The organism is Holospora obtusa F1, from assembly GCF_000469665.2.
Taxonomy (GTDB): Bacteria; Pseudomonadota; Alphaproteobacteria; order Holosporales; family Holosporaceae; genus Holospora; species Holospora obtusa.
In genome coordinates, this window is record NZ_AWTR02000074.1 from 50504 (window position 1) to 63630 (window position 13127).

The 13127-nt window shown below is 35.3% G+C and carries 10 protein-coding genes, 1 tRNA gene and 1 pseudogene; 3 read left to right on the top strand and 9 right to left on the bottom strand.

Annotated elements, in window-relative coordinates:
- Nucleotides 1–21: 21 nt before the first annotated feature.
- Nucleotides 22–693 (bottom strand): ribonuclease HII, encoded by a 672-nt coding sequence (locus P618_RS04415; protein WP_021827053.1) that lies wholly within the window; start codon nt 691–693, stop codon nt 22–24.
- 698 nt (nt 694–1391) lie between these two features.
- On the opposite strand from P618_RS04415, the gene P618_RS04420 reads away from it, so the two are divergent.
- Genes P618_RS04420 through priA form a run of 3 tightly spaced genes read left to right on the top strand, consistent with a single transcriptional unit; the run spans nt 1392 to nt 5014 of the window.
- Nucleotides 1392–1859, top strand: a complete 468-nt coding sequence (locus P618_RS04420) for an outer membrane protein assembly factor BamE (RefSeq protein WP_021827056.1) — start codon at nt 1392–1394, stop codon at nt 1857–1859.
- Complete coding sequence (locus P618_RS06130; RefSeq protein ID WP_021827057.1) at nt 1856–2902, top strand: tyrosine-type recombinase/integrase; 1047 nt, start codon at nt 1856–1858, stop codon at nt 2900–2902. The genes P618_RS04420 and P618_RS06130 overlap by 4 nt, the downstream gene beginning before the upstream one ends.
- 30 nt (nt 2903–2932) lie before the next feature.
- Nucleotides 2933–5014 carry a replication restart helicase PriA gene (gene priA, locus P618_RS04430; protein WP_021827058.1) on the top strand — a complete coding sequence of 694 codons (2082 nt, stop codon included), beginning with the start codon at nt 2933–2935 and terminating at the stop codon, nt 5012–5014.
- 53 nt (nt 5015–5067) lie between these two features.
- On the opposite strand, the pseudogene P618_RS07395 reads toward priA, so the two are convergent.
- From P618_RS07395 to P618_RS08230, 8 genes and pseudogenes are all read right to left on the bottom strand, one after another.
- Nucleotides 5068–5841 (bottom strand): annotated as a pseudogene (locus P618_RS07395) (transposase family protein).
- Nucleotides 5842–6365: 524 nt separating this feature from the next.
- Nucleotides 6366–7061 carry a ribulose-phosphate 3-epimerase gene (locus tag P618_RS04440; protein WP_021827062.1) on the bottom strand — a complete coding sequence of 232 codons (696 nt, stop codon included), beginning with the start codon at nt 7059–7061 and terminating at the stop codon, nt 6366–6368.
- Nucleotides 7061–7531 (bottom strand): RpiB/LacA/LacB family sugar-phosphate isomerase, encoded by a 471-nt coding sequence (locus tag P618_RS04445; protein WP_021827063.1) that lies wholly within the window; start codon nt 7529–7531, stop codon nt 7061–7063. Before P618_RS04445 ends, P618_RS04440 begins: the two co-directional genes overlap by 1 nt.
- Nucleotides 7521–10187 carry a type I DNA topoisomerase gene (gene topA, locus P618_RS04450; RefSeq protein ID WP_021827064.1) on the bottom strand — a complete coding sequence of 889 codons (2667 nt, stop codon included), beginning with the start codon at nt 10185–10187 and terminating at the stop codon, nt 7521–7523. Before topA ends, P618_RS04445 begins: the two co-directional genes overlap by 11 nt.
- Nucleotides 10165–11382 (bottom strand): DNA-processing protein DprA, encoded by a 1218-nt coding sequence (dprA, locus tag P618_RS04455; protein ID WP_162147082.1) that lies wholly within the window; start codon nt 11380–11382, stop codon nt 10165–10167. The genes topA and dprA overlap by 23 nt, the downstream gene beginning before the upstream one ends.
- Before the next feature lie 108 nt (nt 11383–11490).
- A tRNA-Leu gene (locus P618_RS04460) sits at nt 11491–11575 on the bottom strand.
- Between the two features lie 215 nt (nt 11576–11790).
- A complete protein-coding gene (gene rpsD / locus P618_RS04465; protein WP_021827066.1) occupies nt 11791–12402 on the bottom strand; it encodes a 30S ribosomal protein S4 in 612 nt (203 codons plus the stop codon).
- A gap of 303 nt (nt 12403–12705) precedes the next feature.
- A complete protein-coding gene (locus P618_RS08230; RefSeq protein WP_162147083.1) occupies nt 12706–12951 on the bottom strand; it encodes a hypothetical protein in 246 nt (81 codons plus the stop codon).
- Between the last annotated feature and the right edge of the window lie 176 nt (nt 12952–13127).

The window sequence follows — 13127 nt, forward strand, 5'->3', positions numbered from 1 at the left end:
ACTTAACTAAGAACGTTAGATTTAATTCAAACGAGTTTGAAGTCCTTTAATTTTGTACCCTTTTCGATGATAAGGGCAACATCCGAACATTTTTAACGCCTCTTCATGTTTTTTTGTTCCGTATCCTTTATTCGTATCCCAACCATACAAAGGATACTGCTGATGCATCTCTTTCATCAACAGGTCTCTTTGTACTTTTGCTATAATGCTAGCCATTGCAATGGAATAACTTTTTTGATCTCCCTTTATAATGGGATGTTGTGTAATGTCTTTTGATAAAAAAGGAATGCGTCTTGGCCCGTCAATTAACGCATGAGAAGGTTGTGGGACAAATTTCAAAAGTGCACGCTCCATTCCGCAAAGTGTTGCATTCAAAACGTTTAATTGATGAATTTCTTCAGGCCACACCATTTCAACATAAGAAACTCCGTACTCAGGATTGGACACAAATATATCATGGATTAAGGTGCGCATTTTTATTTTAAGATGCTTAGAATCATAAACAATTTTCTGAAGTTCTTCTGGAAAAGAACGAACATTCAACATAACCGCACACACTGCAACAGGGCCTGCCCATGCACCATACCCTGCCTCATCAATACCAGCCACACCTTGGTATCCTAGTTGTGCCTCAAAGTGAAAAGTTGCAGATTTGTTAATAGCACTGCTCCTTAATTTTTTAATTTTTTTCATTTTAAACGAAATATTTTTTTTGTGCAAAATAAAATTTGAATTAGCAGCCTAATGAGTAAATCACTATTTCTTCTCCAAAAACAGTTTTATGCGATATTTAGGGCCTGTCCTCAATGAAGCCAAACGACAATTCAGGACAGGTGAACGGCGCTTAGAAAATTTTAAGACGTTGTATCATAGCGTGTGGCAATGGCGCAGTACTGCCTTGAATTTAAAAAAAATTGTCGATCAAGGACGGGATTTATAAAGAGTATTTATCATAATTTGAAGGCTCAAAACGGTTCTTTTTTGTCCTTGGTTATCAAACCCACATCCCCTGGTTTTTCAGGTAAACTTATCCTTTATCCGACCCCACTATCATCCCTCAACGCATAAGCTCTCATTTAATTCGCGTTTTATTTGAATTTTCAAAAAATATCTAAAAAAGTCAATTTAATTAAAGACGGCCCCAAGTATAAATGAGTTTCGAAAAAAGTCTATTTTTGTGTGTAAATTTCAACTTAATGTACGCTGTATCTTTTTTTCTAAAACTTATATATGTTTATATTGTAATGATCAAAGTTTTTCAGAACAATCAAGTAATATTTTTATTTATTTTTTTTATTTTGAAAAATGATGTTTAAAGAAAATATTGCATTTTAAGTATGATCATGGCATGCTTAGGATAAATAGATTCTAGAAAGGGATACCGTACTTAAATGATAATAATTCCCAAAAAAAATTCTTGGAAAGCTTTAGTATTTGGTTTATTATTGTGTGGGTGTGAGCCAGAGCGTAACGTTCGGGGGCGCGTGATTCCCGAAGAAGATCTTGCTCAGGTAAAAAATGGTCTCGGTGTTCTGGATCAAACTCAAATAGAGCAGTTGATTGGTCCTCCTTCTTCTATTTTGAGCTTTGATCCTCATACTTGGTATTACTTAAATTTTTCTACAGAAACGAAAGCTTTTTTTGCGCCTTTGATTAAAGAAAATAAAGGATTTGCTTTGATATTTTCTAATAATGGGAAACTGGCGAAATATATTCCCAATTCCGGTACAAAATCATTAGAAATTGCCTTAAAAGAAACGACGTTACCTTCTACACACAGAAAAGAATTTTTAAAAGAGTTATTCAGAAACGCAGGGCGTTTTGGAAAAAAAGCTAAAGGAAATCGTCAGAAGTCGTGAAAAATCAATTGATATGCTTTCCTACTCTTTTGCAAGAATTTCATGTATGGGGAGTGCATAGCAAGGGTAGATCTGCGTTAACGTTAATTCGTTATAAACAAGAAATTTCCGCATTTCTAGAATTTTTAACACAGCACTGGCAAGAAACGTTAGCCCAACAATCTTTTCAAAATGTAACTTACCAGGATATTCGTAGTTTTTTTGCATATCGCATAGAAAAAGGTGTAAGAAAAGAAACGAATGCTATTGCTTTTTCTTCTCTTAAAATGTGGTTTGCTTTTTTAAAATATAAGTCTTGGGTTAATGAAGCTCCTTATGACAAATTAAAGAGACCGAAGTGTCGGGTTCCGCTGCCAAAATCTCTTTCTTTACATCAAACTCACAGACTGTTAAATTCCTTTGATATCTCTGTGAATTCAGAAAAAATTAAAGAGCAAGAACACACATTTTCCACAGAGCACCCGCCGCCTTCTGCTTCGAAAATAGTTTCATGGCAAGATCTAAGAGATTATAGTTTGCTTATGTTATTGTATGGCGCAGGACTTCGAATACGAGAAGCCTTGAATTTAGATAAAACGTGTTGGCCTTTACAAGATCCTTGGTTGTTAATTGTTCACGGAAAACGTAATACAACACGCTCAATTTTTATCTTAGAAAGTATTCGTTGTGCAGTTCACGCTTACCTTTGTGCGTGTCCTTATGTTGCACGTAAAGAAGGGCCTCTGTTTTTAGGAGAGCAAGGAAAACGTCTTCAACCATGTATTTTGCAAAAGCGTTTGCGACTTCTCAGAGAGCATTTAGGACTGTTAAAACACACGACGCCTCACGCATTAAGGCACAGTTTTGCTTCTCATCTTTTACATCAAGGAGTAGATCTAAGGGATATTCAAGCATTGCTTGGCCATACTTCTTTGCGTTCAACCCAAAGATACCTTTATACGACATCTCAAGCGCTACATGCTATGCATCAAAAATTTCACCCCAGGTCACTTTTTCGTATATCTAGTAATAACGATTCTGATGATCGTAACGCGTGTTCTTAAGTTATTTGAGCAGGAGAGTACTAAATTATCATGTCTCTTCAAACGCATCATTTAATTGTTTCGGTGCTGCTTCCTATACATCGCCTTGGCTTATTTAGCTATGAAAGTACAGAATCTGTTAAAATTGGAAATTGTGTTAAAGTCCCTTTTGGTTCTCGAAGTTTATGGGGAATTGTTTGGGCATTGCACGCGCCACAGGTTCCCAATTTAAAAAAAATTATAGAAGTTTACCCATATTGGAGCGCATCTTCTATGTTTCTTCTATTTTTACGTCAGTGCTCGGAGTACACATTAATTCCTTTAGGAAGTCTGCTCCGTATGGTGTTTCCGATTTCGGAAATTTTAGAATGGCCATGCCAGACATTTAGGTGTGCTTCCTCTTTTTCTTCCGTAATTCAAACATGTCCTTGGCCTGGAACTTTTGCTCAATGGGTATTTATGTTTGGTTTGAAGCGCGTAAAAAAATGGATACAAGAGGCTAATTTGGTTTCTGTGGAAATTCATCACGACTATAACTATACTTCTCCCATTTTGACAAAACATCAAAAAGAAGCGCTCGAAAAAATTGGATTTCAAACCACGTTTATCGAAGGTATTACCGGATCCGGAAAGACAGAAATATGCTTAGCTTACATCCAACCAATCATTTTAGAAAAAAAGCAGATATTAATTCTAGTTCCAGAAATTAGCTTATGTCAACAGTGGGTTCATCGTGTTCAAAAATATTATTCTGGAAATATAGGAATATGGCATTCTGAGTTGTCGGCTAAAGAGAGAAAATTTCAAGCATGGAGTATTTTGACAGGATCGACATCAATTATTGTTGGTGCACGCTCTGCTATTTTTCTTGGATATAAAAATTTGGGAGCTATTATCGTGGACGAAGAGCACGATGGATCTTATAAACAAGCAGAAGGGCCAGCTTATCATGGCAGAGATATGGCAGTGTTTCGTGGGTATCATGAAAAAATTCCTTGTTTATTATTGTCGGCTACTCCTAGCTTAGAAAGTTTCTGGAATATTGAACAAAAGCGATATACGCATGTTGCGCTTTCTCAAAGATATGGAAACGCTCAACTTCCTGACATTTATATGCTTGATTTAAAAGAGCAAAAATTAGATTCAAACATGATAACTCTTCCTTTACGAGAAGCTTTACAAAAAAATCTTATAAAACAGGAACAAAGTTTACTATTTATTAATAAAAGAGGGTACGCAAGTTTATGGGTATGTTATCATTGTGGGTTTCGCGCTGCCTGTCAAAACTGTAATGTATGGCTAAGTATTCATTATCTTCCAAAATCTGTATTGCTCTGTCATTATTGTGGATTTAAAAAACCTCTTCCAAAGACTTGTCCGGAATGCCACAATTTAGAACAAGTTAAACTATGGGGAGTAGGTGTTGAAAAAATAGGACAAGAAGTTCAATCGTTCCTTCCTAATGCTAAAATTTGTATATTGAGTAGCGATGTATGTTACACCCCAAGGCAACTGAATGAGACGTTATTGGCTATCAAAAATCAGGAATACGATATTTTAATTGGAACTCAACTTGTCGCAAAAGGACACCATTTTCCTAATCTAACTTTGGTGGGGATCATAGACGGAGATTTTGCATTAAGTCATTTAGACTTAAGAAGCGGAGAACGTCTTTATCAAGTTTTATGCCAAGTTATTGGAAGAGCAGGACGAGGAGTTATTCCTGGAAAGGCTTATATTCAAACTTCTCAAACCAAACACCCCTTGTTTTCTTATCTACAAAGCCACAATATTCAAGGATTTTTACAGGAAGAACTTTCTACGAGAAAAAAATATCATTTTCCTCCGTATGTGCGTCTGATTTCTCTTACATTATCTGGAATTGATGAAAATACAGTACATCATTATGCGTTATCGCTGAAGAACCATCTTCCACACGAATCTTGGGTAGAGGTATTAGGTCCAGCTCCTTCACTGATTAATCCGTTACGTCGACGATGGAGATGGAGAATTTTTTTAAAAAGCCCCAAACATTATAAAATTCAAGATTATATTCGAACGGCTCTTCATACGTTTTCCTTGCCATCTAAAATTCGACTACATATTGATGTGGATCCTTATGATTTTTTATAATTTTTTAAAAATTATTTGATTTATAATAGACATTTCTCGAAACTCATTTATACTCACTCCAAATTATAAATTCCAGTGATCAGATTGAATCTGAGTTCAAATCTTTTTCGTCTGTTTTTCTATTTTCCAGATATAATTTTAAATCATTTGAGCATACAGATAACATTTTCATTTGCAGCGCTTTCATTCGCAAGTTCTTGTTTTTTTTGCTTATCCTCTTTTGTTAAAGGATTTTTCTTCATCTTTCTCTTTGGCAGCGCAGATTTACTATACGATTTTTGTATCTCTTGATATCCAGTGTCAGTAATGACCTTTGTATTAGGATTTATCTTTGTTTTTGATTTTTTAAATACTCTAAAATCATGTCCTTTTACCATTTGCAAAAGCAGCGCATATTACGTGTTTCGCCTTCTTATCGATAACAACTTAGTTTTGTAAAGTATGCCTTATCTTTTTTCCCGAATAAAATTTTTTTGTTTGTTAGTGCGATTATTTTACGGCTTCTTATTCCTTATCCTTTTTTGGGCGTTCTATAGGCATTTTTGTGGCATCTATTAATATAACATCGTATTCTCAATTCACTCAATTGCTTTTTACCATGAACGTTCGCTTATTCCATAACTTTGACTCGCATGAAAATATGTGCGATATTCTCTGATATATTTCAACTCCATTAATAGCTGATTTTTCATACTCAGCTTGTTTCCTTTACCTCATTTCATTTTTTTCTTTTTATTCGCCTTTTTTAATATTTTTATTATTTTATCAAACGTACTAAGATTAAGTCCTGTTAATTTTCTGAATTGCTCATCCGATACAATCTTCACTTATTCGTATTTTAATTATAAAACCTTCATATTTTTATTGACCTAGCTTCAATATACACATATATTCTGATTTCGAAAAAGGTTTAATTAGTGCTTTGAATTTACACACAAAAACAAGAGTTTTCAAGCATTAGATCTTTTCATCAAAGCTTTTGCCCCCTAATCCAACGCTTCTTATTAGCCTAAAACTTTTTTATAAGATTAAAATTTGAAAAATAAAAAAATAAATTCGTACCCAACAAATCCAATACACTTTTTTTTTATGAATCTAAAGAAAATTGTGCTACCACAACAGACTAAAAAAAATTTTCTCTCCACGTTTCAAAAAAATTTTATTGTACAAGAAACATTCACTCTCATCAGCGCTAGGATTAATACGCAACGTCCCCAACGATCTACATGTTCCGTCCGTAATCGTTATCGCTTTTCTTTCTAACAAGATCTTTATGCTTCTCACCCTACTCTTTTTAATTAAAAAAAGCTCACTATTTCTTCATCACTATATGCAAAAAACATGAATGTCATTACGATTTCTTGAAAAATACTTCCTTTATGATCTCTTTTTTTTTTAACGCTTCAATAGATTCTTTATAAGAAGTGTGACGAAAAATAAAATTCCCAGATATAACCCCCATTACTCCGCGATTTTGACAAAGTTGTGCAGTTTCTGGAACGATTCCGCCATCTACAAAAATATCAGAAGCTGTGCACTGTCGAATAAAATCAATGTTTTTTAACGCTTTATTATTAAATTTTTGCCCCCCAAACCCTGGATTTACAGCCATTACAAGTAAATAATCTGCTCTTTCCCACCAAGATACGGGCCAAACAGAAAGATCATCTTCAAGATTAATCGCAAGTCCTGCTTTAATACGTTTAGAATGCAATAAGTTTATAATTTTTAACGGATCTTTCACGGTTTTTGGATGAAAAGATAAGCTTTGAACAGATAATTCAAAAAACAAACGAATAATATCTTCACTGGGGCTTGCCATGATATGCACATCAAACCAAATATCAGGAAATAAGGATCTTGATTCAAGAACAAATTTTGGACCTAACGTAATATTTTTTACATAATGCCCATCCATCACATCCCAATGCAATCCATCTACGTAAAGAGCTACGTCTTTAAGGTTTTTTGCTAAAGATAAAAAATCCGCAGATAAAACAGAGGCATAAATCTTTAAATTTTGGCATGACTGAATCCGTTCTTTCATCAAAGATCCCTTTGAGGTAGCATATGATCAAGCATTTGAACACGCTCACTGTGACGCCCATACGTAAAAGAAGTCGTTAAAAAATTTAAAAGACACTCTAATACTAAACTAGGGCTCATACCTCTGCTTCCTGCCACAAACACATTAGCGTTATTATGTTGTCGCGCTAACACTGAATCTAAACTATCTCGACACAATGCTGCACGAATTCCTACATAACGATTAGCCGCTATACTCATACCAATCCCGCTACCACATATAAGAACTCCCCAAAAATTTTCAGTCAACACTTTTTTTACCACACAAGGAACTACAGTTGGGTAAGAAATAACATCACGTTCTATCCCTTGATTTTGTTGAGGACAAAAAACTATATTCCCCATTCCCCTGAGATGTTCCATTAAATATAAAGACAATTCACGCCCTGCATGGTCAAAACCAAAACAAATGTTATATTTTTCAGATTCCACGACGATCGCCCCCCATCTGAGAAGGTTCAGAAGAAACAGAAGATTTTTTTATTTTAGATTTTTTCTTATCGAGCGTGCCTATTATTTCCTTAAATTCAGTAGAATTATCTTTATTTTCTAAAGAATCTCCAGATTTTTTTGTTGATATCACTTTGTTTTTTTTTGTACTACCCTTGTTTTTGGATGAAAGTACCTCTTCTAAAGAACTCTTCGATCGTTTTTTCACAGTCTTAGACTGCTCTGAAACTTCTTTTAATACCGCTACAGATTTTTTTGCGGTCACGGATCTTTTTTTTCTTTCCTTTTTAATCTCTGAGCTAGAATCGCTTTCCAACTTAGGTGACGTTTTCACTGTATTCACACGTTTTGAAAATGTTTCGGAACGCTGTAATTTAGCTTTTCTTTTTTTTTGTTTGAGACGCTCTAATGCAGATTCTAAAGAAACATTCATTAAGTCTTCTCCTTTTTGTTTCAAAGAAAAGAACTCACCCGCATAATGCAAATAAGGACCAAATCGCCCAATATTCAAAACGATTTCTCCACCATCTGGGTGCGTTCCTAAAACTTTCGGTAAATTTAGTAACCACAAAGCTTTAGGTAAATCTAATGTTTCAAAACTGCAAAATGAATCACTAGAAACTCTTTTGTCACCGCACAAGACGTACCCTCCATAAGGCCCCTGTTTTTTTTCAATTCGGTTTCCGCTGATAGGATGCTCACCTAAATCCCCCTGACTATGAGAATCTTCTTGTTGCAGACCTGATAAATACGTGCAATCCGGATAAAAAGAGCATCCTGTAAACGGACCAGCTTTTCCTAAACGCAACTCTAACCGTCCTTCTTTACATTTTGGGCATTGACGATTAGAAACATAAAGATCAAGAATCTGGTCTTCCACACGCTCTAATACATTGGAAACACTAACAGATTTTACATCGTCTAACGCTTGAGAAAATGGCCCCCAAAACTCTTCTAATAACTTCTTCCAAGCTAAATCCCCCATTGAGATACTATCTAACTGGCTTTCTAAATTTGAAGTAAAGTCATAATCCACGTACCGAGGAAAAAAATTTTTCAAAAACGCACACACTAACATACCTAACTCTTCCGGGATCAGACGCTTTTTTTCTTTTCTGACATATCCACGATCTTGCAAAACTTGTAAAATACGAGCATATGTACTAGGGCGCCCAATTCCTAAATCTTCTAATTCTTTTACAAGAGAAGCCTCTGAAAAACGCGCAGGCGGTTGAGTCATATGCTGAATACAGGATAGCTCACTACTCTTTAAAACTTGCCCTTCTCGTAAACAGGAAGGCAAAGCACGATCTCTATTATTTTCTTTCTCTTCTTCCTGAGCCACATCTTGGTAAGCTGCTAAAAATCCAGAAAATTGAAGAATCGACCCGGTAGATCTAAACGCTACAGAGTGATCGTCATTCTCAATCATCACTCGAGTTTGCTGATACGTGGCGTTTTCCATTTGACTTGCCAGTGTTCGTTTCCAAATCAGATCATAAAGTTTCCACTCTTCGATATGATCTTTGCACATAGGAAAGATCATAACAGGATCCCATTTAAGATCCGTGGGACGAATTGCTTCGTGAGCTTCTTGAGAATGTTTTTTAGATTTATAGTGTTTAGATTGTGTAGGAACATACTCATTTCCCCATTTCTGGCGAATATATGCTCTGGCCTGATCAATAAATTCTGGAATAATTGACAAACTATCCGTACGCATGTAAGTAATCAGCCCCAAAATTTCTCCTTGTATTTTAAGACCTTCATACAACTTTTGCGCTAATTGCATCGTTTTTGCCGGAGAATACCCTAAAACACTTGAAGCAACTTGCTGAAGAGATGAGGTGATAAAAGGCGGATAAGGAGAACGTTGAACAGCTTTTTTTTCTATAGAAGAAATATGGTAAGATAAATTTTTTAAAATCTCAACCCAAGCTTGAGCTTGAGCCTCATCAACGATAGAAAATTTTTCTAATTTTTCTTTATTAAACTGAACTAACTGAGCCTCTAAACTATATTCAGGAGCTTGAGATAAAAAATTTCCATGAATTGTCCAATACTCTTGTGATTTAAATTCAATAATATCACGTTCCCGCTCTGCAACAATGCGCAAAGCAGCAGATTGAACACGCCCAGCAGAGCGACTACCAGGAACTTTTCTCCACAGCATAGACGACAACCCTAATCCTGCCATGAGATCTAAAGCAGATCGAGCGATTTGGGCATCTACCAAATCTTGATTAATATTTTTATGATTTTTTAATGCTTTTAGAACGCTTTCTTTTGTCACAGCATTAAATACAACGCGTTGAACAGAAAGCCCTTTGGGGAGAGCATTTTCTTCTTTTAGATACTCCAAAATATGCCATGCTATTGCCTCCCCTTCTCGATCTAAATCGGTTGCTAAAACCAACGTATCGACAGTTTGCACAGCATCCTTTATGGATTTTAAATTTTTTTCTGTTTTTTCTACTAATTGCCAAGTCAATGCAAAAGACTCATCAGGACGCACTGCATTAATTTTCGTAGGAAGAGCCCTAACATGCCCCCCACTTGCTAATACAATATCATTTGGACAGTACTGAGAAATATTTTTCGCCTTTTTAGGAGACTCAACCACAATCAATTTCGACATATTTTCCTACTTCTTGAGGGACAGCAATCACTGCGTTTCCCGGATACCGCTCTATAAATCCTTGCAATTCTAGCTGTACTAACATAGTTTGTAAAGCAATAGAAGAAATTTCCAAATCTTTTCTTAGAGTCTCTACACACGTTGGAACCATACTTATCCGCTCAAGTAGTAGCTTTGAGACATTTTCACTTGATTCTTGATCATTTTCTTTATTAAAAAGTAAAGAAGATCCATTAAAAGACGAACAGTATTCTTCCTCTTCGTCTTCTTTTGCAAAAAACGGACTATGCGTCGAAATTATTTTGGGTAATTCCCTTTTTATATCCGATGCGTTTTCCACTAAATACGCCCCTTCTTTGATAAGCTTGTTCCCTCCGTGAGATCGAGAATCAAGCGGGTGTCCTGGCAATACGAAGACGCATCGATTTTGATCTAAAGCATATTTTGCGCTAAGTAGTGCCCCCGACTTAAAGCTTGCTTCGATAATCAAAACCCCCCAAGAAAGCCCAGAAATAATCCGATTTCTTTTTGGAAATAATTGAGCTTGTGGAGGTAAATGTAATGGATCTTCTGAAACGATAACTCCTTGTTCGGAAATGCGGTGATAAAGTTCTTTATTTTCCGATGGATATATGTGACCTAGCCCTCCTGCAATGACTGCAATAGTCGGCATTCCCGATTCCAGCGCACTTTCATGAGCCCACGTGTCAACTCCTCTTGCAAGCCCAGAAGTAATGGTTTGATTTGCAGATTTTAAAAAAGGAATATTCTGTTTAATCCAGGAACATGCACTCTGAGAAGCATTTCTTGCACCAACTACCGCAAAACAGCTGCTTTTTAAAAGCTCTAAATTTCCGCAAACACTTAAAAAAATAGGGGGGTCTTTTAATTGTCTTAAATATTCCGGATACTCAGACTCAAAATAAGAAACCAAATGATACCCCTTAGAATAATGCAAATCCATTTCTTTTTTTGCCTCATCCATTGAGCAAAGACGCCCTTTATAGATCGGCTGGTCTTTTAATCTGGATAAAGCATGCTCTGGGTCTTTAAATCTCCCCATTAAGTGAAAAAAACCAATAGGGCCAACGTTTTCAGATCGAGCTAAACGTAAATACGACAATTTTTTTTCTGCATCTAAAACAACAGGAAACTCAAAACGTTTAGAAGATTCGTAAACCATAAACGAATACATAAAAAATATTTCACCCATGATAAAACAAAGCATCTCTCATGGCAAGAGATAAAAAAATAGTAATATAAAAATTCTCTAAACATTCGACCTGAGTCTTCAAACTAAACGTGCCCAAGAGAAGACTCGAACTTCCACAAAAGAAACTTTTACTAGGACCTGAACCTAGCGCGTCTACCTATTCCGCCACCTGGGCATAAAAAAATTGTAGAAGATTTTTCAAATTTGCGCAATAGAAAAAAATTTAAAACAGTATTTTAAATAACTGATCAAAAAACATTTTTAACTTTTTTTGATCAGCCACAATTTTATAAAATCAATATACCAAAGTATTATTTTAAAAATAAAAATTCAAAAAAACGCATACATAGCATTTCAAATAGTATAAACATTTTTGTACTCCACCGCACATCAACGTGCGTAAAACTCAATCACAGAACTCACCTGATGATCAAAAGGATAAGGAATTTGTGCAGGATCTGGCGCATAAGAAAGTTTTGCAGAAAAATTATCTCCTTCTATTTTAAAATATTCCGGAACACGACGTACAGAACTTTGCCCTCTTTGTACAACAACATTTGAATGCATCGAAGGATCTAAAGAAATAACATCCCCCACCTTAACCCGATAAGATGAGACATCAACGCGTGCACCATTAACAAAAATATGCCCATGACTCACTAACTGACAAGCAGAAAAAATAGTAGGTGAAAATTTTAAACGATACACACAACTTCCTAAACGCTGCTCCAAAAATTGAAGAAAAACAGACCCAATATCTCCTTTTACAGAAGTTGCTTGCAAATAAGTACGGTAAAATTGCTTCTCTGATATACGTCCATAATGTTTTTTCAATCTTTGCTTTACTTTCATTTGCTGACCATACACGGTGCTTTTTCCAAAAGTTTTTGCACCGTGTTGTCCTGCGGGGTAAGCTCTAGAAGATGCAGATGTACGAATCCCTTCCCAAAAAATTCCATAACGTCTTTCTGCTTTGTGTTTAGAATTAATAATTTTCGTCACAAGTCACCAAATATAAAAAAGACTTTTTTGTATTATATTCCGAATCTGCAAAAAATGTCAATCCCTTTAAAATTACATCCTGTGTTAATAAACTCTCTAGCACAAAATTTTATTTAATCATTTGAAAAATAAATGAATGATCAAATTAAATCATCGTCAATATATTAAAATACTCAAAAAAATATCTCGAGATGTCTATGTAAATAAACAAAGCCGATGCTTAAGTAGCAACTTTGGTGGAATGTGTATAAAAACATCAGCTAATGTTCAAATAAAATTCCCATACCCATAAGATTTAGTAAATTAAGTTATTTTTAGTCCCAACAACATGTGGTTTGGATGATGATTAAAATTTGACGTGTTACGTTCAAATTCTAACATGATAATATCAAAGGGGGGCTGATATTTCAATAATTTCAGCTTTATTTGATGATTATAGTAAAGCACAAAAGTCATCATACGGCGCTTTAGCTCATCGAGATTTTTGTAAAAATAAGCCTTTTTTGTGTAGTGTTTGAGGATTCTGGAATTTGGTAAATCTGTGTTCAATGTTATGCTCCTTGCACATCACATCAAAGGGGTGCGTTTTGTTTTTTGGCTTCAGGTGTTGCGCAAGCAGTTCATAGGTAACTGATGTTACGCAGCAATAGTTGATTTTTGCTTGAAATAATCATATTTTTCGTCCGTAAGTTTTTAAGGACAAAACATGAAACTGGATCTTCTTG